This is a genomic window from Bradyrhizobium sp. JR4.1 (assembly GCF_040548605.1).
Taxonomy (GTDB): domain Bacteria; phylum Pseudomonadota; class Alphaproteobacteria; order Rhizobiales; family Xanthobacteraceae; genus Bradyrhizobium; species Bradyrhizobium canariense.
The window spans coordinates 48,365-74,726 of sequence record NZ_JBEPRY010000019.1; the positions used below are offsets into that span (position 1 = coordinate 48,365).

30 protein-coding genes are annotated in these 26,362 nt (G+C 64.8%); 25 read left to right on the forward strand and 5 right to left on the reverse strand.

Going from position 1 to position 26,362, the window contains the following annotated elements:
* Nucleotides 1-10: 10 nt before the first annotated feature.
* The 11 genes from ABIB90_RS29545 (at nt 11) to ABIB90_RS29595 (ending at nt 9,127) form a co-directional block, all read left to right on the forward strand.
* Nucleotides 11-277, forward strand: coding sequence for a hypothetical protein (locus ABIB90_RS29545; protein ID WP_354201870.1), 267 nt, complete (start codon nt 11-13; stop codon nt 275-277).
* A 169-nt stretch (nt 278-446) separates the two neighbouring features.
* Nucleotides 447-3,614: a CheR family methyltransferase gene (locus tag ABIB90_RS29550; protein ID WP_354201871.1), complete on the forward strand. Its 3,168-nt coding sequence runs from the start codon at nt 447-449 to the stop codon at nt 3,612-3,614.
* Nucleotides 3,614-4,360 (forward strand): Crp/Fnr family transcriptional regulator, encoded by a 747-nt coding sequence (locus ABIB90_RS29555; protein ID WP_007603201.1) that lies wholly within the window; start codon nt 3,614-3,616, stop codon nt 4,358-4,360. Before ABIB90_RS29550 ends, ABIB90_RS29555 begins: the two co-directional genes overlap by 1 nt.
* 96 nt (nt 4,361-4,456) lie before the next feature.
* Complete coding sequence (locus tag ABIB90_RS29560) at nt 4,457-4,708, forward strand: hypothetical protein (protein ID WP_354201872.1); 252 nt, start codon at nt 4,457-4,459, stop codon at nt 4,706-4,708.
* 357 nt (nt 4,709-5,065) lie between these two features.
* Complete coding sequence (locus ABIB90_RS29565) at nt 5,066-5,272, forward strand: hypothetical protein (RefSeq protein WP_007603205.1); 207 nt, start codon at nt 5,066-5,068, stop codon at nt 5,270-5,272.
* Nucleotides 5,273-5,274: 2 nt separating this feature from the next.
* Nucleotides 5,275-5,475: a hypothetical protein gene (locus ABIB90_RS29570; RefSeq protein WP_007603207.1), complete on the forward strand. Its 201-nt coding sequence runs from the start codon at nt 5,275-5,277 to the stop codon at nt 5,473-5,475.
* An 80-nt stretch (nt 5,476-5,555) separates the two neighbouring features.
* Entirely contained in the window at nt 5,556-6,632 is a 1,077-nt protein-coding gene (locus tag ABIB90_RS29575; protein ID WP_354201873.1) for a flavodoxin family protein, read from the forward strand.
* Nucleotides 6,629-7,534: an NAD(P)/FAD-dependent oxidoreductase gene (locus ABIB90_RS29580; RefSeq protein ID WP_354201874.1), complete on the forward strand. Its 906-nt coding sequence runs from the start codon at nt 6,629-6,631 to the stop codon at nt 7,532-7,534. Before ABIB90_RS29575 ends, ABIB90_RS29580 begins: the two co-directional genes overlap by 4 nt.
* Before the next feature lie 18 nt (nt 7,535-7,552).
* Nucleotides 7,553-8,497 carry a cation diffusion facilitator family transporter gene (locus tag ABIB90_RS29585; RefSeq protein ID WP_219685667.1) on the forward strand — a complete coding sequence of 315 codons (945 nt, stop codon included), beginning with the start codon at nt 7,553-7,555 and terminating at the stop codon, nt 8,495-8,497.
* A 101-nt stretch (nt 8,498-8,598) separates the two neighbouring features.
* Nucleotides 8,599-8,928 carry a four-helix bundle copper-binding protein gene (locus ABIB90_RS29590; protein ID WP_007611368.1) on the forward strand — a complete coding sequence of 110 codons (330 nt, stop codon included), beginning with the start codon at nt 8,599-8,601 and terminating at the stop codon, nt 8,926-8,928.
* 10 nt (nt 8,929-8,938) lie between these two features.
* Nucleotides 8,939-9,127 (forward strand): hypothetical protein, encoded by a 189-nt coding sequence (locus ABIB90_RS29595; RefSeq protein WP_219685666.1) that lies wholly within the window; start codon nt 8,939-8,941, stop codon nt 9,125-9,127.
* A 20-nt stretch (nt 9,128-9,147) separates the two neighbouring features.
* Here the strand turns inward: ABIB90_RS29595 and ABIB90_RS29600 are convergent, their stop codons facing one another.
* Nucleotides 9,148-9,405, reverse strand: coding sequence for a hypothetical protein (locus tag ABIB90_RS29600; protein ID WP_007603214.1), 258 nt, complete (start codon nt 9,403-9,405; stop codon nt 9,148-9,150).
* A 285-nt stretch (nt 9,406-9,690) separates the two neighbouring features.
* Here ABIB90_RS29600 and ABIB90_RS29605 point away from each other — a divergent pair, with 285 nt between their 5' ends.
* Nucleotides 9,691-10,065 (forward strand): hypothetical protein, encoded by a 375-nt coding sequence (locus ABIB90_RS29605; RefSeq protein ID WP_007603215.1) that lies wholly within the window; start codon nt 9,691-9,693, stop codon nt 10,063-10,065.
* Nucleotides 10,066-10,068: 3 nt separating this feature from the next.
* On the opposite strand, the gene ABIB90_RS29610 is transcribed toward ABIB90_RS29605, so the two are convergent.
* Nucleotides 10,069-11,388 (reverse strand): polysaccharide deacetylase family protein, encoded by a 1,320-nt coding sequence (locus tag ABIB90_RS29610; RefSeq protein WP_354201876.1) that lies wholly within the window; start codon nt 11,386-11,388, stop codon nt 10,069-10,071.
* Nucleotides 11,389-11,579: 191 nt separating this feature from the next.
* A complete protein-coding gene (locus tag ABIB90_RS29615) occupies nt 11,580-12,353 on the reverse strand; it encodes a polysaccharide deacetylase family protein (protein WP_354201877.1) in 774 nt (257 codons plus the stop codon).
* A gap of 116 nt (nt 12,354-12,469) precedes the next feature.
* On the opposite strand from ABIB90_RS29615, the gene mgtE reads away from it, so the two are divergent.
* The 4 genes from mgtE to tolA all read left to right on the forward strand — a co-directional run bounded on the left by mgtE (nt 12,470) and on the right by tolA (nt 16,435).
* Nucleotides 12,470-13,891, forward strand: a complete 1,422-nt coding sequence (gene mgtE / locus ABIB90_RS29620) for a magnesium transporter (RefSeq protein WP_007603218.1) — start codon at nt 12,470-12,472, stop codon at nt 13,889-13,891.
* A gap of 162 nt (nt 13,892-14,053) precedes the next feature.
* Nucleotides 14,054-14,371, forward strand: a complete 318-nt coding sequence (locus tag ABIB90_RS29625; protein WP_354201878.1) for a helix-turn-helix domain-containing protein — start codon at nt 14,054-14,056, stop codon at nt 14,369-14,371.
* 185 nt (nt 14,372-14,556) lie between these two features.
* Nucleotides 14,557-15,375, forward strand: a complete 819-nt coding sequence (locus ABIB90_RS29630; protein WP_354201879.1) for an aldo/keto reductase — start codon at nt 14,557-14,559, stop codon at nt 15,373-15,375.
* A gap of 49 nt (nt 15,376-15,424) precedes the next feature.
* Nucleotides 15,425-16,435, forward strand: a complete 1,011-nt coding sequence (gene tolA / locus ABIB90_RS29635) for a cell envelope integrity protein TolA (protein WP_007603222.1) — start codon at nt 15,425-15,427, stop codon at nt 16,433-16,435.
* 929 nt (nt 16,436-17,364) lie between these two features.
* Here tolA and ABIB90_RS29640 read toward each other — a convergent pair.
* Nucleotides 17,365-18,078 carry a DUF599 domain-containing protein gene (locus ABIB90_RS29640; protein WP_007603224.1) on the reverse strand — a complete coding sequence of 238 codons (714 nt, stop codon included), beginning with the start codon at nt 18,076-18,078 and terminating at the stop codon, nt 17,365-17,367.
* A 124-nt stretch (nt 18,079-18,202) separates the two neighbouring features.
* On the opposite strand from ABIB90_RS29640, the gene ABIB90_RS29645 reads away from it, so the two are divergent.
* The 5 genes from ABIB90_RS29645 (at nt 18,203) to ABIB90_RS29665 (ending at nt 21,311) form a co-directional block, all read left to right on the forward strand.
* Nucleotides 18,203-18,865 carry a glutathione S-transferase family protein gene (locus tag ABIB90_RS29645; protein ID WP_354201880.1) on the forward strand — a complete coding sequence of 221 codons (663 nt, stop codon included), beginning with the start codon at nt 18,203-18,205 and terminating at the stop codon, nt 18,863-18,865.
* Nucleotides 18,866-18,952: 87 nt separating this feature from the next.
* Nucleotides 18,953-19,321: a YidB family protein gene (locus ABIB90_RS29650; protein ID WP_354201881.1), complete on the forward strand. Its 369-nt coding sequence runs from the start codon at nt 18,953-18,955 to the stop codon at nt 19,319-19,321.
* 178 nt (nt 19,322-19,499) lie between these two features.
* Nucleotides 19,500-19,703 (forward strand): hypothetical protein, encoded by a 204-nt coding sequence (locus tag ABIB90_RS29655; RefSeq protein ID WP_007603227.1) that lies wholly within the window; start codon nt 19,500-19,502, stop codon nt 19,701-19,703.
* Nucleotides 19,704-19,862: 159 nt separating this feature from the next.
* Entirely contained in the window at nt 19,863-20,828 is a 966-nt protein-coding gene (locus ABIB90_RS29660) for a hypothetical protein (RefSeq protein WP_354201882.1), read from the forward strand.
* Nucleotides 20,829-20,870: 42 nt separating this feature from the next.
* Nucleotides 20,871-21,311 carry a DUF1489 family protein gene (locus ABIB90_RS29665; RefSeq protein WP_007603229.1) on the forward strand — a complete coding sequence of 147 codons (441 nt, stop codon included), beginning with the start codon at nt 20,871-20,873 and terminating at the stop codon, nt 21,309-21,311.
* Here ABIB90_RS29665 and panC read toward each other — a convergent pair.
* Nucleotides 21,308-22,159 (reverse strand): pantoate--beta-alanine ligase, encoded by an 852-nt coding sequence (panC, locus tag ABIB90_RS29670; RefSeq protein WP_354201883.1) that lies wholly within the window; start codon nt 22,157-22,159, stop codon nt 21,308-21,310. The two genes, ABIB90_RS29665 and panC, sit on opposite strands and share 4 nt — an antisense overlap.
* A gap of 282 nt (nt 22,160-22,441) precedes the next feature.
* Here panC and ABIB90_RS29675 point away from each other — a divergent pair, with 282 nt between their 5' ends.
* The 4 genes from ABIB90_RS29675 to ABIB90_RS29690 all read left to right on the forward strand — a co-directional run bounded on the left by ABIB90_RS29675 (nt 22,442) and on the right by ABIB90_RS29690 (nt 26,233).
* Nucleotides 22,442-23,365: a division plane positioning ATPase MipZ gene (locus tag ABIB90_RS29675; protein WP_007603231.1), complete on the forward strand. Its 924-nt coding sequence runs from the start codon at nt 22,442-22,444 to the stop codon at nt 23,363-23,365.
* 341 nt (nt 23,366-23,706) lie between these two features.
* A complete protein-coding gene (locus ABIB90_RS29680; protein WP_007603233.1) occupies nt 23,707-24,567 on the forward strand; it encodes an alpha/beta fold hydrolase in 861 nt (286 codons plus the stop codon).
* A 120-nt stretch (nt 24,568-24,687) separates the two neighbouring features.
* Nucleotides 24,688-25,437, forward strand: a complete 750-nt coding sequence (locus ABIB90_RS29685) for a vWA domain-containing protein (RefSeq protein ID WP_007603235.1) — start codon at nt 24,688-24,690, stop codon at nt 25,435-25,437.
* Between the two features lie 70 nt (nt 25,438-25,507).
* On the forward strand, nt 25,508-26,233 hold the full coding sequence (locus ABIB90_RS29690; RefSeq protein WP_007603236.1) for a DnaJ domain-containing protein: 726 nt from the start codon (nt 25,508-25,510) through the stop codon (nt 26,231-26,233).
* Nucleotides 26,234-26,362: the final 129 nt, after the last annotated feature.

A 26,362-nucleotide genomic window follows, 5' to 3' on the forward strand; every position in this document is an offset into this window, starting at 1 on the left:
GGAGGTCGCCATGACCATTTCCCTCGCCGAATGGACCGAGCAGCTCGATACCGAGCGCCGCCATCTGATCAGAGCCGATCGGGATATCGAGGAAGGATCGCAGCGCATCCGCGATCAGGAGGATCGGATCCGTGAACTCAGTGCCGGTGGTCACGACGCGGGCCAGGCGGAACGGTTGGCCGAGGTGCTGAAGCAGACCTTGACGGAATGGCTCCGGCATCGCGTCCTGATCGAGCAGCGGATTGCCTATCTTCGGCAGCAAGTGGGTCCGGAGTGATCCGGGGGGCGTTGGCAGGCCACCTAAGCTCAATGCCGAACACCCAATGCTCGCTGTACGGAACAGAGCGTGACGTTTCCGCCTTGCATCTGTTGGGATAATATCAATTCTGCTATTTGCGGCGAGCGGGCGTCCTCTGGTTCCGTCACTGAATGAGGCTATCGAGACCATGCATGAAATCGGCGACCAGCCGGTCGAAAGAGAGCGCCAGACCAGGTCTCCGCTGATCATCGGGGTGGGCGCCGCGCCGACAGCTCTGGATAGCGTCGAGCGGTTCTTGTCCAAACTGACCGTGAGCGCCGACCAGGCCGTCGTGCTGGCGCTGCAACATCACGAGGCGCTCGACGAGCCGCGGCTGCGTCGGATCGTGCAGGATACCACCGGCGGCAAGATCGCCGACATCAGTGACGGCCAGACCATCGTGGGCGGCACGATTTATCTGTGCCCGCCCGCGATGATCACGACAATCCATGGCGGTCGCTTCGCGGTCCGCCCGGCCGAGCAGGCCCCCGGCGAGCGGGCCACGATCGACAGCTTCCTGGTGTCGCTGGCGGAAGAACGCGCCGAGCAATCGATCGGCGTGATCCTGTCCGGCGTCGGCGGCGATGGCACGCTGGGTACCGCGACTCTGAAGGATCACGGTGGCCTCGCCATCGCCGAGAAGGGCGCGAGCGACGAGGCTGATCATCTGAAAGAAGCCAACACGCCGGCGGCGATCGCCGACTACGTGCTCTCTCCGGAAGAGATTGCCGAGCACATCCAGGTCTATGCCCGTCACCTGCGGCGGCTGGAGGAGAAGCAGGGGTTCGACGAGGTGCTGGCCGCTGCGGCGACCTCGCTGTCGCGCATCGCCGACATCCTGCGCAGCAAGACCGGTAATGATTTTCACGGCTACAAGCAGAACACCTTCCTGCGTCGCGTGCAGCGACGGATGCAGGTGGTCCAGATCGCCGACATCGCCGCCTATGTCGATTTCCTGCGCAACGACCAGGACGAGGCGCAGCATCTGTTCAACGACCTCTTGATCGGCGTCACCGAATTCTTCCGCGACAAGCGCGAATTCGATGTGCTCGAGAGTCAGATCGTCCCGAAGCTCTTCGAAGGCAAGGACGTGCGCCAGCAGGTTCGCGTCTGGGTGCTCGGATGCGCCACCGGAGAGGAGGCCTATTCCATCGCTATCCTCCTGCGCGAGCACATGGCCAAGATGGACTCGCCACCGCAGGTTCAGATCTTCGCGACGGACATCGACGGACGGGCTCTGGCGACCGCACGCGTCGGCCGCTACCGCACCAATATCGAGGCGGACATGACCAGCGAGCGTCTGGCGCGCTGGTTCGTGCGGGAAGGCGATACCTATTGCGTGGTCAAGGAGCTGCGCGAGATGTGCATCTTCTCGCAGCATAACGTGATCAAGGACGCGCCGTTCTCGAAGCTCGATCTCGTCTCCTGCCGCAACCTGCTGATCTATCTCAATGCCGAATTGCAGAATCGGGTGATCCCGCTATTCCACTTCGCGCTTCTGCCGGATCGGTTTCTGTTTCTCGGCAATTCCGAGAACGTCACGCGGCATCCAATACTTTTCGTGCCGATCGACCGCCGCGCCCGCATCTTCAAGAAGCTGGAGACCGGAACACGGCTCCCACCGGAATTTCCAATCACGACCGCTGCCGGGAGGGCGCCCGCCGAGGTGCCGCCGCTGCGCTCGTTCCGCCCCGATATCGGCCTGGAGCGCCGCGCACAGCGGATCGCCGAGCGCTACGCGCCCGCCTATGTCATTACCGACAGTAATTTTCAGGTCCTGCACTTTTCCGGGCGCACCGGCCGCTACATCGAGCCGACGGCAGGCGCTGCAACGCTCGATCTGCTCCAGCTCGTCCACCGCGATCTCCGCCTGGACCTGCGCGCGGTGCTCAGCCGTGCGACGGAGACCAACGAGCCGGCCCATGCCGAGCAGGTACAGCTCGGCGCCAACGGCCAGCACATTTCCGTCGACATCATGGTGGAGCCGATCCAGGAGGGCGGCAGCGACAACCGCAATTTCGTCGTCCTGTTCAAGGACGGCCCGGTGCGCGCAGTAGATGCCGGCGAGGGCAAGCCCAATGCGCTGGTCCAGTCCGAGCATGTCGAGCGTATCGAAGGCGAGCTGCGGGCAACACGGGAGCGCCTTCAGGCAACCATCGAAGAGCTCGAAAGCACCAACGAGGAGCTGAAGTCCTCGAACGAGGAATACCAGTCGCTCAACGAAGAGCTTCAGTCCGCGAACGAAGAGCTGGAAACCTCACGCGAGGAATTACAATCGGTCAACGAAGAATTGACCACCGTGAACGGCGAGCTGGCTCACCGCGTCCAGGAATTGACGCGCGCCACCAGCGATCTTCAGAACTTCCTGGAGAGCACACAGATCGCGACCGTATTCCTCGACAACGATTTGCGCGTGATGAACTTCACGCCGGCGATCACGCAGGTTCTGCATCTCGTCGAAACCGACACCGGCCGCCCCATCGCGCACATCAAGGCGCGTATCCCGATCGAGGACCTCTACGACGACATTCGCGGCGTGCTGCGGACGCTTGCCAGCGCTGAGCGTGAGTTGAGAGACCCGGCCAGCGGCACGCGCTACATCGTGCGCATCCTGCCCTATCGCAGCATCGAAAACTTCATCGCCGGGGTCGTCATCACCTTCGTCGACATCACCGCCATTACCCGCGCCGAGGAGCGGCAGCGCCTGCTGCTGGCCGAGCTCCAGCATCGGGTCCGCAACACGCTGGGCGTGGTCCGCTCGATCGCCCGTCGCACGGCCGACAGCAGTTCGACGGTCGAGGAGTTTGCGTCCCATCTCGATGGCCGGCTCAACGCATTCGCCCGAACCCAGGCGTTGGTGACCCGCGATCCCGAGGGCGGCGTTGATCTCGAATACCTCGCGGTCGAGGAGCTGCTAGCCTATAATGCCAGGGAAGGTGAGCAGGTACGGGTCAGCGGCCCCACGGTGCGTTTTCAGTCGAAGGCCGCGGAAACCTTTGCCCTTGCCATTCACGAATTGGCGACCAACGCGCTCAAATACGGCGCCCTGAGCCGGCCGACCGGTCGCATCGAGATTTCCTGGCGCCTCGAGCAGGGCACCGACCCGGCGGAGCTGGTGTTCGAGTGGCGGGAGCGCGGTGGGCCGCCGGTTGCGCCGCCGCCGCACAAAGGATTTGGGGCCGAGCTTCTGGAGCGCACACTCGCGTTCGAGTTCAAGGGGCAGACCAGGTTGGCATTCAATCCGAGGGGACTGGAATGCACGATCACCATGCCCCTCAGCAAGCGGGCGTTTCATACGCCGGCGGTGGCCAACTGATGCCCTTGTCGACGCTAGATCGCAGCCAGGTGGACCCGGTCATTCGCCGGCTAAACGTGCTGAGGCCGTTGTCGATGGAGGCCCGCACCTCGCTCGAATACGCAATGCTCGAAGGAATCCAGCGTGCAGGGGCGGGCGAGGATCTGATCTCGGAGGGCGATCCGGTCGACAGCGTGCGCCTCGTGCTGTCGGGCTGGCTCTGCCGCTACAAGACGCTGGAGGACGGCCGGCGCCAGATCGTCAATTTTCTTTTCCCCGGCGAAAGTTGCGACGCGCACGCGTTCCTGTTGTCGGTGATGGATCATTCCATCGCGGCGATGACGCCGGTCGTCTACACCGAAATCAAGCGCGCGCGGTTCGAAGGTCTCGTGGCGGCCGACCGCGCGCTGGCGGAAGCATTCTGGTGCGAGACGCTCGTCAACAACGCGATCCAGCGCGAATGGGCCATCAATCTCGGCCGCCGGGTGGCCTTTGAACGCGTGGCCCATCTGTTCTGCGAGATCATCGAGCGGCTGCGTCCTGTCGGGATGGTCGAGGGCAATTCCTGCGTGATGCCGGTGACGCAGATGGATCTTGCGGACGCCACCGGCCTGTCGGTGGTCCATCTCAACCGCACGGTTCAGGAGCTGCGTGCCTCCGGCCTGATCGTGCTGCGCGATCGCACGCTGACCATCACCGATCTCGATGCGCTCAAGGACGCGGCGCTGTTCTCGCCGAGCTATTTGCAACTCTATCGACGGGCCTAAGCGTCTTCTCGGCTGTTCCGAGATACTTGATCCAGGTTAGCGTTCGCGGATGTTTTTTGAGCGGATGGCTGGTTTTGAGTAATTGACGTAACTTACGTGAAGGCGGTTTCATCCCGAATCTTCTATCGTCGTTCGATGAACGACGTCCTGCTTGCCCGCGCTGAGCGCGCGATCGAAGCGAGCCGCGCCCTCCGGGCGCAGCGCAGAGCGGTCGCGGATCAGCTTGATGACGCCGCGCGCGAGGTGCGCCGGGTGGTGATGGAAAGCGCGATGTTGCGCTCGGAGCTCAAGGCCCTTCGCGACAACCGGGAACAGCAGGATCTCAGACACCGCGTGCCGTCGGAATAGGAGCCGACGACATCGAACGCTAGCATGCGCCGGGATGGCGCCCCACTCAACGCCGCTTCGCTGCTTTGGATCGCCTGTTGTAAGGTGAGCGGTTGACGGGCTTGAGCGAAATGCCTTCGCGCTGCGCCTTGCTGCGAATGGCCGCGACCGGGTGATGCTTCGCCGTTTCGTTTCGCATCGGCAAAATCACGCACCGTTAACTTATTGAAATGCCGGAACCTGCGGTTGCGGCCGAAGCTGTGAACGCTGCCGGGCTGGGCCGCCCCGACCGGCACGAAACTCTGGCCCCGGCGCCGACCTCCCGCCGGGGCCAATTCCTCCCAATTCCTTCCATCTGAAGGGCTTTGTGAAAGTACAATGACCGCGAAACGCAACCGCAGGAAACAGACCCAATCGCTCCAGGAGCGGTTGGTGGCATTCGCCGAAGCCGCTCGCGAGCGCGCGCGCAGCCTGCCGCCCGGCAAGGAGCGTGACATGCTGCTTCGGCGCGCCAAGCAGAACGAGGTGACCTCCAACCTGACGGACTGGCTGAGCGAACCCGTATACCCGAGAAGGGGAGGGTGACGATGCGGAGCATCAAGCACTACCGCGCGTTCCAGATCGATCCGGACGGGCATGTGTTTGGATGCATCAACCTGGTCTGCGACAATGATGAGCAGGCCAAGCGCGAGGCCGCCTCGCTCGTGCTGGTGCACCGCATCGAACTGTGGCGGCTGGACCAGCGCATCGCACAGTTCGATGTGCCGCCGGAAGTTGTCCGCCAGTAGGGCGACGAGAGGAGAGCGAGAAGGAACCGCGCGCTGCGCCCCGGGTTGGTCGGACTGTACCGACCTCGCGAGGAGCCAGCATGACGGAAGCCGACATTCGCAAGGGGATGCCGCCCGTCAAGCTCTCGCGCGAGGCCTTCGAGCGCCGCTACCGGAGCCGGTTCGTCGATCCCGCCTTTGCACCGCTCCAGCGCGAGCTCGACGCCATCGTCGGCGCGGCCTGGGATGCCTACAGCAATTCACGCAAGGCCCCGCTGACGCGAAAGGCGGGCGCAGGATTCTCCGATCCCGATTACGACATCGCCGTCGACTGGCTCGATGCGCGCGCGAAGATCCTGGCGGCGCAGCGACGCCATGACGACGCGGACGAGACGCCGCGCATCCTCATCATCAACGGCTCGGCCCGTAGCGAGCACACCTGTCCCGGCGAGATGTCCAAGACCTGGCGTCTGGTCGAGCTCGCCAAGCCGGTCTTTGCCCAGCTTGGCTTTGCCGTCGACGTCCTCGATCTATCGCGCCTGGCTTCGGAGTTCGGCAAGACGATCCATCCCTGCAAATCCTGCGTCGGAACCGCGATGCCGCTCTGCCACTGGCCGTGCAGCTGTTATCCGAACTATTCGCTGGGGCAGACCGACGACTGGATGAACGATATCTATCCGCTCTGGGTCGCGGCCCACGGCATCCTGATCGTGACCCCGGTGAACTGGTATCACGTGCCCTCCGGACTGAAGGCGATGATGGATCGCATGGTCTGCGCCGACGGCGGCAATCCCGATCCGACCTCGACCCACGGCAAGAAGGCGGACGAAGCCAAGGCGCTGGAGCTGAAGGGCTGGTCTTATCCGCGCCATCTCGCCGGCCGTCATTTCGGTCTTGTCGTTCACGGCGATGCGGTCGGTGCCGAGGGCGTGCGCCGCGCTTTGTCGGATTGGTTGACCGACATGCAGCTGATCTCGGCGGGCCGCTTCGCCGAGCTCGATGGCTATGTCGGCTACATGGAGCCATACGCCACCTCGCACCGCGACCTCGATGACGACAGGGCATTCCAGACGGAGGTGAAGAACGTCGCGCGCGCGCTCGGCAATGCGGTCCGGCTGGCGCGGAGCGGACAGCTTCGCGCGCCCGGTGCGGGCCTGTCGGATCCAAACCCCAAATGACGGCGAATGATCAGCCGTATGATTGCCTGATCGTCGGCGGCGGCCCCGCCGGGCTGATGGCCGCGATCTATCTCGCGCGATTTCGGCGCCGCGTCTGTGTCGTGGACGCGGGCGCGAGCCGGGCGGCGCTGATCCCGCGCAGTCACAATGTGCCGGGCTTCGTCCACGGCCTGTCCGGCACCGACCTGCTCGCGCGCATGTCCGCGCAACTGGGCGAGCTCGCGGTCACGCGGGTGGCCGCCGAAGTCACCGCCTTGCGGCGAGACGACCAGGGTTTTCAGGCGATCTGGAACGGCGGCGCGGATACGGCTGCTACCGTCATCCTTGCCAGCGGCATCGTCGACGCCCATCCGCCGTTCGACGAATGGCGCGCCGCGGTCGCAGACGGGCTGTTGCGCTACTGCCCCGTTTGCGACGCCTACGAGGCGATCGGCCGTCGCATCGGCATCGTCGGTCCGCTTCACCGTGCCGCCGGCAAGGCGCTCTTCATGCGCGGCTACTCGCGCGACGTGACGTTGCTGGCAACGGGCGAGGATGACGGGAAGGCCGCGGCACCGGAGCTGAATGAATCGGGTGTCGAGATCGTCGTCGCGCCCGGCCTGCGCCTGAGGCGGAGAGACGTCGGCGTCGAAGCCGTCTTCGCCAACGGCCGGACGGCGCAATTCGAGATGGTCTACCCGGTGATGGGTGCGGAGGTGCGCTCGCATCTCGCGATGACCCTGGGGGCCGAACACACCGGGGAGGGTTACCTGAAAGTCGACGACCATCAGCGCAGCTCGGTCGACGGGCTCTACGGCATCGGCGACGTCGTCACCGACCTGCACCAGATCTCGGTCGCGTTCGGCCACGCCGCGGTCGCCGCCTGCACGATCCACCACAGCCTGCCGCGGCGGCTGGCATGAGGAGCGGGGTATCGGACATTGGCAACAGAATCATCCTCGAAGACCGCGGTCTATGCGGCGCTCTTCGGCAATGTCCTGGTCGCGGTCACGAAGATCGGCGCTGCCGCGTGGACGGGAAGTTCGGCCATGACGAGCGAAGCGGTGCATTCGCTCGTCGACACGACCAACGAGATCCTGCTGCTCTACGGCTATCGGCGCGCGAGCCGTTCGCCCGACGAATCCCATCCGCTCGGCTATGGGCGCGAGCTGTATTTCTGGAGCTTCATCGTTGCGCTGCTGATCTTCGCGCTGGGCGCCGGTGTCTCGCTGTATCAGGGCATTCTGCATGTCGCCGCACCCGAGCCGATCGAAAGTCCGATCGTCAGCTTCGTGGTGCTTGGGCTGTCGTTCCTGTTTGAAGGCGGCTCCTGGCTGGTTGCCCTGCGGCGCTTCAGCTCCGACGGCCAGCGGTTCGGATATTATCAGGCCTTCGTTCGCAGCAAGGATCCTCCGGCATTCATGGTGCTGCTCGAGGACAGCGCGGCGCTGGTCGGCATTGCCATTGCTGCGGCGGCCACTGCGGCCGCCGTAGTGCTGAGCCAGCCGGTCTGGGACGGGATCGGTTCGATCCTGATCGGGATATTGCTGGCGATCGTGTCGATTGGTCTCGCGCGCGAGAGCAAGAGCCTGCTGATCGGCGAGCCCGCCGATCCGGAGCTTGCGCGATCAGTCCTGGACATCGCAAGGCGTTCGCCCGGCGTGCTCAGGGCCAACGGCCTTCTGACGGTGCAGCTGTCGCCGGTCGAGGTCGTTGCGGCCCTCAGCATCGAATTTGCGGATGACAAGCGCGCCGACGACATCGAGCGATGCGTCGTCGCGATCGAGACCGAGATACGCAAACGCCATCCGAGCGTGGCGGCGCTGTTCATCAAGCCGCAGACCGACGCCCGCTACCGGGCGGTGCGCGCGAGGCGCTACGGGTAGCTGCGCGAAGTTCCCCCGACGTCACAATCGGCACGACGGCAGGAACGATCACAACATCCCCCTGGTTGACCGGGGCAGGGGGCGAGCATTGGAGAAACCGGATGGCTCAATCCGAAGACATGACGCGCTGCATCGCGCTCTGCATGAGCTGCTACCAGACCTGCCTCGGCACCGCGATGAACCATTGTCTCGAGACCGGCGGCAAGCACGTCGAGCCCAAGCATTTCCGCCTGATGATGGCGTGCGCCGAAATGTGCCGGACGGCGGCGCATTTCATGCTGATCAACACGCCGCATCACCGGCATACGTGCGGCGAATGCGCGGAAATCTGTAGCGAATGCGCCGAGGATTGCGAGCGGGTCGGCGGCATGGACGAGTGCGTCGCCATGTGCCGCTCCTGCGCGCAATCCTGCCGTGCGATGGCGGCCTGAGGACAAGCCCATGCTGGAAGAGAAACTCACGGAAGCCATCGTCGCGGAGCTGCAGCGGCAGGCGGCCAACCGGCCGCAATTGCTGAAGGTCGAACGCGCGGACGATGCGAAAGCCTCGGAGGAGCTGATCGTCAACGGCAAGATCGACTTGGCCGCGCTGGTCATGGTGATCGCGGGATCGGTCGCCGGCGGGCCTTAAGTCCGGCCGTCAACGCGCCCTCAGCCATATTCCTCGCCGATGCCGTATTCCCGGTAGATCTCCAGCGGATCGAGGTCGGGAAACAGCCGGCATTTGGCCTGGGCGAGATGCAGGCTCACCGCCGCCGGCTCCTTGCCGTTCGAGAGCATCTTGCGGATGTCGTCCATATGCGCGCTCGGCTGGTGCTTGGTGTCGAGCTGCTCCAGCGCGACCAGCGCGGTCGCCAGCGCCTCGGTCAGAACCCAGTCGTCGTGGCCGGTGATTCCCTTCTTCGGCATCGGCAGACCCCATATGTGGCGGCGCCAGTCTATCGGGACTTCCGCCAAATCTCCATGGAGCCGTTGCAGCCAGCAGGCGCGGAAGGGGCCGGCGGCCGTGCTCCGGCTTGCATTATGGCCGGGCGTGGCTAAAAGGCGGCATTGCCGGGGCAATAGTATCTTTGGTGAAACAAAGTTGGCGTAGACCGGCCTGCATGGCATTCGGGCCGGCTATTCCGGTCTTGCCCCCTGATCCCCGCATTCGCAACACGGTCCGGTTGCCCACCCTTCAAGGCTTGAGCCCGCATGGTCTTTCTAAGCTTCGTCTACCGCTTCGTGACCAACTTCGCATTCATGGCGATGGTCTATTTCAGCCTGAATTTAATGGAGAAATACCAGAACCGGGCGATCATCGCGATTCTGGTGCTGATCTATACCGGCATGCGCGCAGCTTCGACGCTGCGGGCCTTCTACTTCTACCAGAAGATCGAGCGGCTGGAGGCTGAGACCAAGCGGCTGCAGGGCCCGATCAATGACGGCGCGGGCGGAACGAACGCGCGCAGGCAGGTCGTGGTTGACGTCGCCCGGCTGCGGCGCGACGGCGAGGTCAAGTCCTATATGGACCTGTTCTTCCTGGCGCTGATCGTGTTGCTCTGCGTCGCCAACATCATGCGACAGTAGGCTCTACTGCGCGCGCTTCTTCAGGCTCGCCACACGGGTCGGGCGCGGCGCAGTGCTCTTTGGCGCGGCGCTCTTGGGCGCAGTGCTCTTGGGGGCAGTGCCCTCGGTCTCTGCGGCATGCTTCGGTGTGCCGTGAGCAGCGCGCGCGGTGCGGGCAGCGCGTGCCTTGCCGGCTTTGCCCTTGGCCGCACGGGGCGTCTCGGCCGCCATTGCCAGGCGTGTCGCGACGCGCCGCGACAACGTCGTCGACAGCAGCACCTCGACAGAGCCCTCGGGGATTGCAAAGAGATCGCGGGCGGGCACGGGCAGGGTGGCCGCGACATTGGCGAGCGCCATGGTCTTGCGCGGCAGCAGCGGTTGATGCGCGGTCTGCGCGTTGAGGTCGGCCAGCGAGGGCGCCGGAAGCGTCTTGGTCTGCGCGAACACGAAATTCGGCACGGCGGGCCAGCGCGCGATCGGTGTGGTCTCGGTCGGCGGATGCAGCAGCCATTCTACCGGCGTGGTCGGCGTCGCCGGCTGCTCGGCGGTCGCGGGCACCACGTGCACGATGCGATAGCCGCGCGCCTTGAGGTCGCGGATGATCTTCGGCAGCGCCGCCACCGTGCGGGCCTGGATGTCATGCAGCAGCAGGATGCCCTTGCCCTTGGCCTCGAGCCGCTGGATCGCGAGCTGATAGACGCGATCGGAGGACACATGGCGCCAGTCGTCGGCCGGGAAATCGGCGCTCCAGACCTGGATCCCGCGCGAGATCAGAAGGTTCTCGACGCCGTCGGCGCGCATCAGGCCGGGAATGCGGAAGAACGGCGCGAGCTTGGACGGATTGGTCATTGCGGCCGATGTCCACTCGATGCCGCCATTGATCTGCGCCTCGGCCTTGTCGAGCGGCATCCGGTCCATTGTGAGCGGGTGCGTCATGCTGTGGGTGCCGACGGTGTGACCCGCGGCGACCAGCTTGCGCACGCCGTCCGGGTTCGCCTTGGCCTGTTCGCCGATGATGAAGAAGGTCGCCTTGATGCACTCGTCGGCGAGGATCTGCAGCACCTGGTTGGAATATTTCGGCAACGGACCGTCGTCGAAGGTCAGGACGACCTCATGATCCTTCAGCGGCAGCGTCTCGCGGTACTGCATGGTGCCGATGCGGGGATGCTCGTGCGGATCGACCACGAGGGTGCGGGACGTGCCGAGTGCGTCCGGACGGCCGGGGCAGTCGGCCGCAATGGCCGGCGAGCCGATGGTCAGGACACCCAAAAATCCGCCTAGGAATCCGCCAAGGCAAAGGACGGTCCACGATCGCGTCCGAGCAACAACGCTACTTCCGATCATGAACCCGGTCTGCCCTCTTACGCGATTGCCGCCATAGTAGGTCGGAGACATCTGCAAACGGTTCAGGCGCAAGGAACCGCTACCCAGGACTCTGCCGCGACAAGTCCCCTTGATACTTGCATGGCGTAGCATGAACAGACTGTTAATAGGGCCAAAATCACCCCATTTTGCGCCGGCGTGACATTCCGGCATCAACGGGCGTCGGCGCTCTTCTGTGATGTGCCCGCCGGCACGATGTGAACCACCCGATACCCGTTCTCCCTCAGATACCGCAGGAAGGCCGGCATGATCGCGGCCGTGCGCGCCTTGGGATCGTGGAACAGGATGATACCCTTGCCGGCGGCGGCTAGGCGCTCGGTGACGAGCTTCAATTCCTGCTCCGGCGTCATCTCGTTCCAGTCGCTGGCCCACAGGTCAGCCCCGAACACCACGATGCCGCGGGACTGGAGCAGGTCGAGCTCGGCTTGCGTGGCTTCGAAATAGGGGAAGCGGAAGAACGGGGTCGCGGGCGTCGTTGTCGAGGTGCCGTGCAGAGCCAGCTCGACGGCGGCAATGCCGCGATCGATCTCGCTCTTCGCCTTGTCGAACGGGATCCGCGCCATGAACGGATGCGAGAAAGTGTGGTGACCGATGCTGTGGCCCTCGCGGGCGATGCGCTTGACCATGTCGGGGTGTTCGGAGACGTGCAGGCCGATCAGGAAGAAAGTCGCGCGCACGCATTCCTGCGCCAGTGCCGCCAATACCTTCGACGTCGTCGGCGGATGCGGTCCGTCGTCGAAGGTCAGCACGACCTCGTGATCGGCGAGCGGCAACGTCTGCGGAAAGCTCTTCAAGCCCACGCGCGGCGTGGTCTTGGCGTCGACGCTCAGAATGCGGGAGGTGCCGAGCGCGTCCTTGCGCGGGCACTCGGCGGCTTCAGTCGAGGCGGTGCCGGCGAGGGCGGCGAGCGCTGCGCCTGCCGACATCGAGGTCCACCTCAATCGAAGCATCTTTGTCATTGCGCTCAGAGTTGCCTTGTGGGTATTGCCTGAACCGTCAGCTCAGACCACTCGTTTCAACCTGTCGAACGGCGAGGCGCGCCATGGATGAACATCTGGACGGTGCCGCGTCTGCTGCGGAATCGGTACTCGACCACGTGCCGATGCGCAATGAAGACGGCGAGATTCGTCACGAATTCGTCGCGGAAATTGCCCATGCGATCGAGGCCGGCGACAGCGCCGCGCTGCGCGCCTGCGTTGCCGAACTGCACGAGGCCGATCTCGGCGATCTCATCGGGGCTCTCGAGCCTGACGATCGGGTCCGCCTGGTCGAACTGACGGGGCGCGATTTCGACTTCTCCGCGCTGAACGAGCTCGACGAGGGCGTGCGCGAGGAGATCCTCGAGGAACTGCCGCCGCAGACGGTCGCGGAAGGTGTGCTCGAGCTCGAATCCGACGACGCGGTCGAGCTGCTGGAAACGCTCGATCAGGCCGATCAGGAGGAGATCCTCGAGAAGCTGCCGCTCAAGGAGCGCGTCGTGCTCGAGCGCAGCCTGCTTTATCCGGAAAACTCCGCCGGCCGCCGGATGCAGACCGAGTTCATCGCCGTGCCCCAGGATTTTACCGTGGGGCAGGCGATCGACTACATGCGCGAGACGCCGGATTTGCCTGACCGCTTCTACGAGATCTACGTCGTCGACAAGGAGCAGCATTGGCAGGGCGCGGTCTCGCTCGACGTGCTGCTGCGCGCCCGCCGCCCGGTGGCGCTTGCCGAGCTGACCGACGAGGATCGCCGCCGCGTCTCCGTCCTGGAGGACCAGGAGGAGGTGGCGCGCATGTTCGGCAAGTACAATCTCGTCGCAGCCCCGGTGCTCGACACCCAGGACCGCCTCGTCGGCGTCATCACCGTCGACGACGTCGTCGACGTCATCGAGGAAGAGGCGGACGAGGACCTCAAGGCGCTCGGCGGCGTCAACAGCGACGAAGAGCTGTCCGACACCGTGTTCACCATTGCACGCGCACGGTTCAACTGGCTGCTGGTCAATCTCGCCACCGCCTTCTTGGCGTCCTCCGTGCTCGGCCTGTTCGAGGGGCAGCTCGAGAAGATGGTAGCGCTCGCCGTGCTGGCGCCGATCGTCGCGAGCCAGGGCGGCAATGCCGCGACCCAGACCATGACGGTTGCGGTGCGGGCGCTGGCGACGCGCGAGCTCGGCTCCTCCAATGCCTGGCGCGTGGTGGTGCGCGAGGGCCTGGTCGGCCTCGTCAACGGTCTCGCCTTTGCCGTGATCACGGGAATCGCGGCGGTGGCCTGGTTCAGGATCCCGGGCCTCGGCATGGTCATCGGGCTCGCCATCATCGTGAACCTCTTCGCCGGCGCGCTCGGAGGCATCCTGATCCCGATGGCGCTCGAACGTGTGCGAGCCGATCCGGCGGTGGCGTCAGGCACGTTCGTGACAACGGTCACCGACGTCGTCGGCTTCTTCTCCTTCCTCGGCATCGCGACGCTGTGGTTCGGGCTCAGGTAGGAGCTGTTGAATCCGTAGCCTGGCTGGAGCGAAGCGTAATCCAGGGCCGCTGCGTCGGCTCGAGAGATGCCCCGGATTGCGCTGCGCTCCATCCGGGCTACTGGCCATCATCTTTAATCCGAACTTAAGCGAGCTGCCGCATCATCGTTCCCGCTTGGGGGAATGAGCATGCGTGTGCGGCTGAAGGCGGACGGACGGATCGTCGAGTTGCGGGACGGGCAAGAGTTTCCTGTCCAGCCCTTTCCAATCCAGCCCGTACCTAACGCAGCGCCGGCCGAGGCCAGCTCGCTCGCCGTGCGCGATTTGCGTCGCCGCGCCTGCCTGACCCAGATGGAGTTCGCGGCTAAACTCGGCGTTCCCGTCGAGACCATCCGCAACTGGGAGCAGGGCAAGCGCGCCCCGCGGGGACCCGCCCGCGCGCTGCTCGCCGTGATCGCGCATGCGCCCGAGACCGTGTTCCAGGCGCTCGCCAAAGCCTGAGCTGAAGGCCTGTCGTCGAGGCTTGTCGTCGAGGCTTGGCGTCAAGGTCTGGCGCGAACCTCCCGTTAGCATTGCGCGCAAGATCCGGCCCGGCGGCCGGTGCCGCCCGTTGGCAGCGTTGCCAGCCGGGTTCATAATGACGCCTGGATCATGATTTGGGGCGACCGCGACAGAGAGGATTCCTCATGCTGTTCGTCGAGACCAATGGCGCAAGAATACCGGCCATCGGGCTGGGAACCTGGGAGCTGAGCGGGCGCATGTGCGCGCGTGTGGTCGAGCAGGCACTGCGGCTCGGCTATCGCCACATCGATACCGCACAGGTCTACGACAATGAGCGCGAGGTCGGCGACGGCTTGCGCGCCTCCGGCGTGCGCCGCGACGACATCTTCCTGACGACGAAGGTCTGGACCAACCATTTCGCGCCTCACGATCTCGAACGCTCGGTCAAGGAGAGTCTGGTGCGCATGCGGCTTCCCTCCGTCGATCTCTTGCTGTTGCACTGGCCCAATTCGCACGTGCCGCTGGAGGAGACGTTGGGCGCGCTGTCGCATGCCAAGCGCATGGGCCTGACCCGCCACATCGGCGTCTCCAATTTCACTGTTGCGCTGATCGAGCAGGCGGTGGCGTTGTCGCCGGAGCCGCTGGCCTGCAACCAGGTCGAATACCACCCTTATCTCGACCAGGCGAAGGTGAGGGCTGCCTGCGATCGGCACGGGCTCGCGCTGGTCGCCTACAGCCCGATCGCCAGGGGGCGGATCAAGACCGACCAGACGCTCGCCGAGATCGGGCGTCTGCATCACAAGACGCCGGCGCAGGTCTGCCTGCGCTGGCTGGTGCAACAGAATGTCGCTGCGATCCCGCGCACCTCGCGCGTCGAACGCCTGTCGGAAAACATCGAGATCTTCGATTTCGAGCTTTCGGATGACGAGATGGCCCAGATCGCTGCGCTGGCCAGTCCCAGGGGCCGCCTGACCGATTTCGGCTTCGCGCCAAAATGGGATTGAGAGGGGGCTGCCGTATGCTAGGACCAGCTTGGCAACCTGAAGTCAGGCGATGGAACTGCGGAAGATCATACGGACGGACATTGCAGCGTCGGCGATCGCCCATCTGACGCTGGTCGCGCTGATCATCGTGATCAGCGAAGTCCATCCGTTTCACGCCAACCCGCCCGAATCGGTTTCCGTCAGCATCGTGACGCCGGAGCAGGTGAAGCAGGAGGAGGCCAAGGCCGAGGAGAAGGCCGAAGAAAAACTCAAGGCGAAGCCGCCGGAGCCGATCCCTGACCTGAAACTACCGAAACTGGATTTCACCGACAAGGACAAGGCGGCAACCGCGCCAAAGCCCGAGGCGAAGCAGCAGGCCGCGGCACAATCCTCGAAGCAGCAAGCCTCAAAGCAGCAGGCCTCGCCTGAACCGCCGCAGCAGAAACAGCCGCAGCCACAGCCTTCACAGACGCCGCAGCAGCAGCGCGAGGCGAATGCGCAGACGCAACCGCAGCCTCAACAGCCACAGCCTCAGCCATCGCAGTCGCCGCCGCCTCAGGCGACTCCGCAGCCACCTCAGCCCCCGGCGCCACAGCTCCTGCCACAAGCGATGCAGCAGCCAGAGGCCGCGCCGCCCCCGGCCTATCAGGCGCCGGAGCCCGACGTCACCGTCAAGTACGGCGTCATGCTGGGCCTGCCGCCGGAATTGCCGACGGAGCTGTCGAAAGACGCCCCCAAGGACGATGGCGGCGATGCCAAGGATTCAATCGCGGCCAAGCTGCCGGCCGAAATCATCGCCGAGCTGCGTCGTCACTTGCGAAGCTGCGCCAAGCTGCCGGCTGGGGTCGCGCCGACCGACACCGTCAACATCAAGCTGCGCACCGTGCTCGCGACCGACGGCACGCTGGCGCGCGAGCCGATCCTGATCGAAGCCCCGCCATCCGCAAAGGGCGTGGCGCTCGTGAAGTCCGCCATGAGCGCGCTTCAGGCCTGCCAGCCCTACAAGATGCTGCCGGCCGACAAATACGGGGAATGGAAGGTGATGGACCTGCCGTTCAGCCCGCGGGATTTCGGCGGATAGCAGGTAGTCAAGTAGCCTGGATGGAGCCAACGGGTCGGCGCGAAGCGCCGCCCGATGACAGGCTCCGCGCAATCCAGGGCCGCTCGCGCTGCGTTTCGCACCTTCCCGGATTACGCTGCACTCCATCCGGGCTACGCGACCGCGCCTGTGTCGCTCCTCTGTCAATCCGCTCACGCAAATATATTCCGCTTTACCGAAATTCGGTTTTGGCGTATGTGTCGCGCATCCCGGCTCATCCTTGAGGGGCGATCTCGTTGTCGTCTTGATTGCGAGCCGGGCTTGCGGTGGACGCGGCAGCGTCGGCATGAGAGGTGCGGGCAGGGCGGGTAGTCCCTGTGAGCCCGTGGCCACGTGCGGACGAGCGGCGCTGTGAAGTTCGTCTCGTCGGTATTTCGCTGGCCACGTGCACGAGGCCGTCGAACCCTGCGGCGAAATGGCGAATGCGCGTACGGCAAAACCGTGTGGTCCTGGCCGTCGTTGCTACGGTCAAGCTGTCGCGGAGGTGTGTGCGAGCCCAACCGGGCAGACAGCATCATCCAATTCGCGAGGCGAGGGAGGCCAGAAGGAAAGTTCGGCTCCCGGGAGAGCACGGCATAAGCCGTCCAACCATCGCGCAGGGAAGGCCAAGTGATTGGCACCACCTGTATGCTGCTGTGCGGTTTTTCTGCGTGTGCTTTTCGCGCAGCGGACCGCGGGTGCGAGGTCAGCACCCGGCCTTCCCTGCGCCCTCTTGGACAAGAGGGTGGAGCGACCAAGCAACGCTCGGGCGAAACGCGCCGCGAGGATGCAAAGCTGTGTCTGGAAAGCGTAGGATGGGTAGAGCACTTGCGAAACCCATCATGCTTCCGCGAAGAAGAAGCGTGATGGGTTTCGCTTCGCTCTACCCATCCTACGCATGCGCATTCCGTCGCGTGCGGGACACGCGCGAGTCAACGACCGCGCTTCATCTCATCACCATCCGCCACCTCCGGCGCCATCGCCTCCCACGCGCTCGAGGCGAATTGCCGCCGCCAGGTCACGATCACCACGGCTGCCGTGGTGACGAACAACACCCAGGGGCTGACGAACCAGCCGAGATAGCCGAGTGCGAAGAAGAAGGCGCGCTGGCCGCGGTTGAAATGGCGGCCGGCGGATTCGAACAGGCGCGAGGTACGGATCACATGAGCTTCGGCCTCCGGCGTGTCACGCTGCGAGGCCGCCGGCATGCCGCCGAACAGGATCGCGACATAGTTGAACAGGCGGTACGACCAGGCGAATTTGAAGAAGGCATAGACGCAGATCAGGACAAGGCCGACGCATTTCAGCTCCCACATGGCGGGCGAGGTGCTGAGATCGATCGGCAGCTTGCTCAAGATCGTGATCGCGTCGTTGGTCGCGTGCAGCAGCGCCAGCGCGCCGCCGAGCGCGATCAGGCTGGTGGAGGCGAAGAAGGCGGTGCCGTTCTGCAGCGAGGCCATGATCTGCATGTCGACCATGCGCGCGTCGCGGTCGAGCAGCCGGCGCACCCACACCTCGCGGTAGCGGTTCATGCGCGCCGACAGGCTGTCGCGGCCGTAGGCCGAATGCTCCAGCGTCAGGGCGTAGACCAGCCATTCGATGATGAAGAAGCCGACGGCTGTGATGTCGACCCAATGCCTGCTCATGTCAGTCTCCTGGAGAGGATCGCAACGCTTGCCACGCATGGCGAGGTGCAGCAACGATTGATTGGCGGCAGGCGATGGCGTTAAAAGCGGCTCGCTTCAAGGCGTATCGGGAAGGACTGATGACATGGCTGCGCTGAAACTCGCAATCGGCAACAAGAATTACTCGTCATGGTCGATGCGGCCCTGGCTCGCGCTCCGCGCCAACGACATCCCGTTCGTGGAGACTCTTATCCCGCTCTACACCGACAATCCCGCGGACAAGGAGCAGATCATCTCGTTCAGCCGCGCCGGAAAGGTCCCGGTGCTGGTCGACGGCGACATCACGGTGTGGGATTCGCTCAGCATCATCGAATATATCGCCGAGCGCTATCCGGAAGTGAAGCTGTGGCCGGACGCCGCCGCCGCCCGCGCCCATGCCCGTTCGGTGTGCGCCGAGATGCATTCCGGCTTCATGGCCCTTCGCAACGAATGCGGCATGAACCTGCACCGCCCGGTGCGCCCCGTGACGCTGTCGGCGGACGCCGAGGCCAATATCGCGCGCGTGCAGGAGATCTGGCGCGAATGCCGGACCCGGTATGGCGCCAATGGACCGTTCCTGTTCGGGCGCTTCGGCGCGGCGGATGCGATGTATGCCCCGGTCGTGCACCGCTTCCGCACCTACGCGATCGAGGTCACGCCGGAGACCAAGGCCTACATGGACACGATGCTGGCGCTGCCGGCGTTGCAGGAATGGACCCGGGACGGGCTCGCCGAAACGCTTGTCATCGAAAAGTTCGAGAACGTGTAGTCGCGAATGTGATTGAGCGCGGCTTGACGGCACGGCGCGTGACGGCGCTCAATCGCGCCGGAGCTGCGGGCAAGGAGAGGGGTTATCATGGGAATCCTGGACTCGTTGGAGAACAACCCGGCGCTGCGGAGCGCGCTCGGCCAGCTCGGGGCAGCCGTGTTGCCGGCTGTGCTGAGCGAGGTGCTCGGCAGCAACAATCAGGGCGGCCTCGGCGCGATCGTCGCAAAGCTCCAGCAGGCCGGGTTCGGAGACCAGGTCAAATCCTGGCTCGGCAACGGCCAGAACCTGCCGATCTCGGCCGACCAGCTCCGCACCGTGCTCGGCAGCGATACCGTCCGCCAATTGGCTGCGCGCTACAACATCCCGGTGGACCAGCTGGGCCAGATTCTGGCCCTGGAACTGCCCAAAGCCGTGGATCACGCAAGCCCCGACGGCCATTTGCCCCATAGCGCCTGAGGAACCGGTTCCAGCGGTATCACGGGCTGGCGGCATCACTCTGAAATAACTGCAAAATTTGCACGTTTGCCATGTCGCATACTGCTGGCCAAAAAAGCCCGCCGCATGCTATATAGCGGCCGGGTTTCCGGCCGGCCGACGCAGTGGGACCACGGGCGTGGCAGGCGTTGTTTGAGTGATGGAGAGGGTGTTGAAGCACAAATTCCCTATTGGATCGCGCGTGTTGTTCACGGCCAGCAATGTCGCACGCCCTGCTGCCAGCGGCTCGTATGAGATCATCCGCTTGCTGCCGACGGATGGTGACGACTGCCAGTACCGGATCAAGAGCTCGACCGAGGCTTTTGAACGCGTCGCCAAGGAAAGCCAGCTCGCGCTGTCCTGAGGACCGACGCTACCCGCGCATTGGCGCGTCCCCGGGAATTTGTATTCTGCCGCCGTCAAAAGGCCCGCTTCACCCTCAAAAGGTGGGCCGGGGGCAGTTGCCGACTCTCGGTACTCGCTTTGACCATTCGCTCTCTGCTCGCGTGAGGGGACGTCGCGCATGAACTGGGCATGGGCCTCGTCGCTCGACCAAATCTGGCGCTCGCCGGCCTTCCCAATGTGGATGATGCTGGCGGCTGCCGGCTTCTTCGGACTGATCCTCCTGGTCACGCTGCAGCGCGCCGAGCGGTCGGTCGCCAACGGCGCGCTGACCGTTGTTACGCTGCTCGCCATCACCATCGCGATGGCTGCTGTTGTGCGCGTCGATGGACCGGCAGGGCAGACCACCCCGATCGAGGCGCGCGCGCAGGCCGCGATGACCGCGAGCCTGCCGGCGTTGTCCTGTCTCGACGATCTCGCCGGCGATGCCGTGGCCATCGGCTGCGAGAAGGCGCTGTTCGGCGCGCCGGACGTGGCCGCTGCGGCCGTCTCCACGACCGCGGCCAGGATCGACCGGCTGATGGCGCTCGGCGATGCCGCGACCGCCGAGAAGAGCCTGACGCCCGACATCAAGGTGCTGCGCAAATCGCTGGAACGTGATCGCTATGGCTTGGTCGCGCAGGTGCTGGTCGTGCGCGACGGTTGCACGCAGTTCGACTGTGCGGCCTTCCGCTCGCTGACCGACCAGCAGCAGGTCGCCGCCAACATGGATTCCCATCTCTACGACACGCTGGTCGCGCGCTACGCCCCGACCTGGAATGCGCCTGCAGCAGCGCAATCGTTGCCCGCCACTGCCGCCCTTGCCGGACTGCCGCCGTCGATGCCGACGGGCAAGCCGACCAGTGCGGAGTTCCCGAGTGCCTCGTCGACGCCGCCGGTCAGCATCATGAATCCGGAGCCGCCGACGCGTCAGGCGGCGCCCACCGCGAACGCGGCGGCTCCGCGCCCCCCGGCAGCGGCCTCGGCACAGGCCGCAGCTCCCGCCGCGAAGAAGCCGCCTGCGCCGAAGGCTGCGCGGGCACCAGCGGCAGCACCGGTTCCGCTCACGCCGCCGGCCGCGGCTCCCCCGGCTGCGGATAACGAGTAGATCGGCATTCCAAATGCGCGGCTGCCCGGCTAATGCTGGGGCATGCCACTACATCTGATCAAGCTCGCCGTCGGCTGCGAATCCGTCAAGGAATTGAAGGAGTGGACGGCCGAACGGATGCAGACCGCCAAGAAGAAGGGTCTGCCGCAACATCACATCCACATCACCCGCATGGTGCCCAAGCGCGACGCCGAGATCCTGTCGGGGGGCTCGCTCTATTGGGTGATCAAGGGCGAGGTCGCCGCGCGCGAAAAGATCATCGGCATCGAGCCGTTCCGCGACAAGGACGGCATCGGACGCTGCCGGATCGTGATGCAGCCGAAGGTGATTCCGGTGTCGCCGCGGCCGATGCGCCCGTTCCAGGGCTGGCGCTACCTTGCCGACGATTCCGTGCCGCCCGATCTCGGCAAGTCCGCCGCCGGCTCGATCGCGGCGATGCCGGAGCCGATGCGGCGCGAGCTGCGCGATCTCGGGCTGCTCTAAACCGCGATATTGTCGATCAGCCGGGTCGTGCCGAGCTTGGCCGCGACCAGGATGCGCAACGGCCCGTCCTTGCGCGAGGCGACAGGCGCCAAAGTCGCTGCATGGCGGACCTCGAAATAGTCGAGCTCAAAGCCGGCTGCCGTGATCATCGCGGCACCGCGGGCCATTGCGGCTGCGATCGCTTCGCCGGTGCGGATGCGCCCGGCGCTCTCCTTCATGGCGCGGTACAGCGTCGTTGCGGTCTGCCGCTCCCGTGGCGACAAATAGACGTTGCGCGAGGACATCGCGAGCCCGTCGCGCTCGCGCACGGTGCGGGAACCGATCACCTTGACGCCGAGGTCGAGGTCGCGGGCCATCTGCGCCACCACCCGCAACTGCTGAAAATCCTTCTCGCCGAAGATCGCGACATCCGGCCGGCACTGCGTGAACAGCTTGCCGACGACGGTGGCGACGCCGCCGAAGAAATGCGGGCGGAAGCGGTCCTCGAGGCCGGCCAGCGCCGGTCCCTCCGGTACGATGCGGGTGGCAAAGCCCTGCGGATACATGGCCTCGGCGCCGGGGTGCCAGACGATGTCGACGTCCTCGGCGGCGAGCTTGGCGATGTCGGATTTCCAGGTGCGCGGGTAGGCGCCAAAGTCCTCGGTCGGGGCGAACTGGGTCGGATTGACGAAGATCGACACCACGACGCGGCTCGCGCGCCGCTTGGCCAGGCGCACCAGCGACACATGACCGTCATGGAGCGCTCCCATGGTCGGGACCAGCGCGATCGTGGCCTTTCGCTTGCGAAGATTGTCGACGGCGCGTCGCAAGGTGGGGACCGTGCGGGCGATCAAGGGGCTGCGTGACATCAGAACTCGACGGGGTTGGGAATCGGCGAGCGCGTCCCGGCGCCCGGCAGGCTAACCTTAACAAGCGGCGACCATGGACGCCACGCATCCGGATGCGGCACAGCATCCCGCGCAAAGCCGCGCAAGAGGTCGCGACATTGTGGGCTGGATCACAGACGCGAAGCGGCGCGGCGATTCATGACGAAGGACGGCGCGCCGCGATTTGTATTGCCTGTCACGCATTTCACTTGACCGCAGACGCGGCCAACTCGAAGATATTCGTTAGGGGTGTTGAGGATCGCGATGCTTGTGCAAGCTAGCCAAGGCCAGTCCGGCTCGGCGCATGTGGTCGTGCTCGGCAACGAGAAGGGCGGCTCCGGCAAGTCGACCACCGCCCTGCACATCGCGGTCGCGCTTCTAAAAGCCGGCCAGCGCGTCGCCACCATCGACCTCGACTGCCGTCAGCAGAGCTTTACTCACTACATCAACAACCGTTCCGCCTGGGCGCGCCGCACCAAGCTCGACCTCGAACTGCCGCTGCATCGCTGCATCAAGCTCGGCGAGACCATGCAGGTCGCCGAGAATGAGAATTCGGAGTTCCTTCAGTTCATGGAGGCGGTCTCGGCGGTCGAGAGCAGTTTCGACTTCATCGTCATCGATACGCCCGGCACCGACAGCTATTTGATGCGGCTTGCGCACTCGATGGCCGACACGCTGGTGACCCCGATCAACGACAGCTTCCTCGATTTCGATGTGCTCGGCACCGTCGATCCCGCCAATTACGCGGTGACAGGCGAAAGCCACTACGCCGAGATGGTGCGGGATGTCAGGCGCAAGCGCCGCCAGCTCGACGGCGCGACCACCGACTGGATCGTGGTGCGCAACCGGCTGTCGATGCTCGGCTCCCGCAACAAGCAGCTCGTTGCCGAGGGGTTGAAGGATTTATCGCTACGGCTCGGCTTCCGCTACGTCGACGGCTTCGCCGAACGCGTCGTCTATCGCGAGTTCTTCCCGCGCGGCCTGACCGCGCTGGACGAGATCGACGAGGCGACGCTGGGCATGCGGCCCAATCTCGGCCATCTCACCGCACGGGAGGAGGTGACGAGCCTGCTCCGCCAGCTCAAGCTTCCGCTCGACGAGCGCGGACGCCGCCGCGCGGCCAACCGCGCTGAGTGGTTCAATCAGGTCGACAAGCCGCTCGAGGTCCACGACATCCTCGGCGCCTAGGCGTCGGTATATAGCTACTTCCAGTCGATCAGCGGCCGGTTCCCACGGGAACCGAGCCCGCACTCAACCGTTTTCACCCCGCGTTTACTGCAAAATTGAACCCGATCGAGACAGGTTGCGTCGGAAGGTGACGTGCACCCTGACGTAGCCGTATGAGAACCGGGTGCCCAAGAAACGTGTGCGCCGCACAATGAAAGGGCTGATGGTTCACAATATTTAGCCTTCCTGTCACGCGCCTGTGACATATATTAGGGAATAGGCGACTAGGGGCCGAAGAGCTCCGGAAGAACACGATTTTCAACAGGGATTCAGGCCGCAAGAGCCTGAGGCTGAGGACGAAAATGAAGCGTGGAATTGCCGTTCTGGTTTCGGTCAGTGCCCTCTGTGGCGTCGCCTATTTCACGGCGAGCAAGTGGGCAATCAGGCACGAGACCATCACCTTCTACGATGCCTCGCGCGACAACCGTGCGGTGCCCGTCGATATCGCGATCCGTCGTGACAAGGAAATGCAGGCCAATGCCGGCATGATCACGATGCCGGTCGCCGTGATCAACCACGGCAACACCGTCAAGAACACCGAGTACGGCTTCCTCGCCAACATTTTCGCCGCGCGCGGCTACCTCGTCGTCAGCCCGCAGCATGATTTGCCGACCGATCCACCGATGGTGACCAAACCCGGCGAGATCTATGTCGGCCGGCTGCCGCAGATCCTGCGCGGGGTCGCCAACATCCATCTCGCCATGCAGGAGATGAAGAAGGTTCAGCCCAACGCCGACTACGAAAAGGTGACGATGGTCGGCCACTCCATGGGCGGCGACATCACGATGTATTTCGCCAAGCAGTATCCGGATGAGGTCAAGAAGGTCGTCACGCTCGACAATCTTCGCGTGCCCTTCGTCACCGCCGGCAAGTTCAAGATCCTGTCGTTCCGCTCCACCGATCCGCAGTTCAAGGCCGATGCGGGCGTGATCCCGACCGACGAGGAATGCGAGAAGGCCGGCATCCAGGTCGTGAAGACCGAATTCCAGCACAACGACATGCGCGACACCGGTCCGGACGCGGCCAAGAACTCGATCCAGGGCATGCTCGACAAGTTCCTGAGCGCGACCGACAGCGAAGTGGCGCCGGTCGATACGCAATCGTCCCCGCCCAAGATTCTCGAGCCCGGGCCGGTCGCTTTGATGGCGCCTGCCAAGAGCTGACGCCTTCCTCGTCGTCGATAGCGATATTCAAAGCCTCCGCCGGCTGCCGCCTGCGGGGGCTTTGCACATTGACCTAGCTGCGTGCGCTGACCACATTAGCCGCTCACGAAAGGTCAAGGAATGTCCGGCGAACCCATCAAACCGCGCGGCCGCGATGCCGTCTCGGCACAACCAGATGGCGCTGTGCCGCAGGCGGGGACCTCGACCTCGGAGGACATCGCCGCCTTCGTCGCAAACGCGCGCGCGCTGTCACCGCATGCGCCCGGTGCGAAAGGGCGGCTGATCTTCGCGCTGGATGCGACGATGAGCCGGCAGCCGACCTGGGACATGGCCTGCGCGCTTCAGGCCGACATGTTCCGTGAGACCGCCGCGCTCGGCAGTCTCGACATCCGGCTCGTCTACTATCGCGGCTTCAACGAGTGCCGCGCCACGGGATGGATCTCCGACAGCGCCAGGCTTGCGACGCTGATGGGCAAGATCGATTGCCGTGGCGGCGACACCCAGATCGGCAAGGTGCTGAGCGAGTCGCGGCGCGAGGCGGTCGCATCCGGCGTGCGCGCCGTTGTCTTCGTCGGCGACGCCATGGAGGAGAACGTCGACGAGCTCTGCGCCAAGGCAGGCGAGCTCGGCATGCTCAAGGTGCCTGTGTTCGTATTTCAGGAAGGCCATGACTCAGTGGCCGAGCAGGCCTTTCGCGAGATCGCGCGTCTGACAGGCGGTGCCTGGTGCCGGTTCGATCCGGGCGCGGCGGCGCAGTTGCGCGAGCTGTTGCGCGCAGCCGCCGCCTACGCGGCCGGCGGACGCGAGGCGCTGTTGCAATTGGCGAAGACCGCAAGTGGCGCGGCCAGGCTGATCGGCCAGATGAAGTAGCGCTGGCGCGCGGTCGGCGGGGGCGCAAGGACACGATGCTTTTTGGCGATAGGCCGACTATATTCCGGCCATGACCCTGATTGCCGGCGCTATCGCTGTTATTACCCTTTATCTGCTGCTCCAGATGTTCCGTTCGGCCAACCCAGCGGTGCTGGCACGCGCGATCAGGTTCGGTGGCGGCGTGGTCGCGCTGGCTGTCGCAGCGTTCACTGGCTTGAAGGGCGAACTGGTGGTGGCGATCCCGCTCGGGATATTCGGTGCCGGGCTCCTGGGTTGGACACCGATGGCAAACGCCGGCTTCGGCAATATCGGCGGGCTGTTCGGCGGGGGCGCGACGCGCCCGGCCGGTCAGGCCTCGCGCGTGCGCTCGCAATTCCTGGATATGCGGCTCGATCACGATTCCGGCCAGCTCGGAGGCCGGATCGTCGCCGGGCCTCACGCCGGGCGCGATCTCGATGAGTTCGATCTCGCGGCCCTGCTGGCAATGGTCCCGGCGTTCGACGCCGAGAGCGTGGCCCTACTTGAAAGCTATCTGGACCGCCGGTTTCCCGCTTGGCGTCAGAACGCGCAGGGCGACGCGGCAGGGGGGCAGCGCCGCACGGTGGCGACCGGCAAAATGACGACGGAGGAGGCCTATCAGATCCTTGGCCTGCAGCCGGGGGCGGGGCGTGACGACATCAGCCGGGCTCACAAGTCCCTGATGAAGAAACTGCATCCCGACCAGGGGGGCTCGACGTATCTCGCTGCCCGTGTAAACGAGGCCAAGGATACTCTGCTTCGCACGCATAACGGCTAACTCCGGCACCACGCTACAAACGCTCGTCCCGTGTGAGCTCTGCTTGCTCTGTTTGCCGTCGCCCGATGCCCGCCATTGTCGGCGTGGTCGATCCCTTGCGTAAAGTTTTAACCGTAAATCCTTGACGAG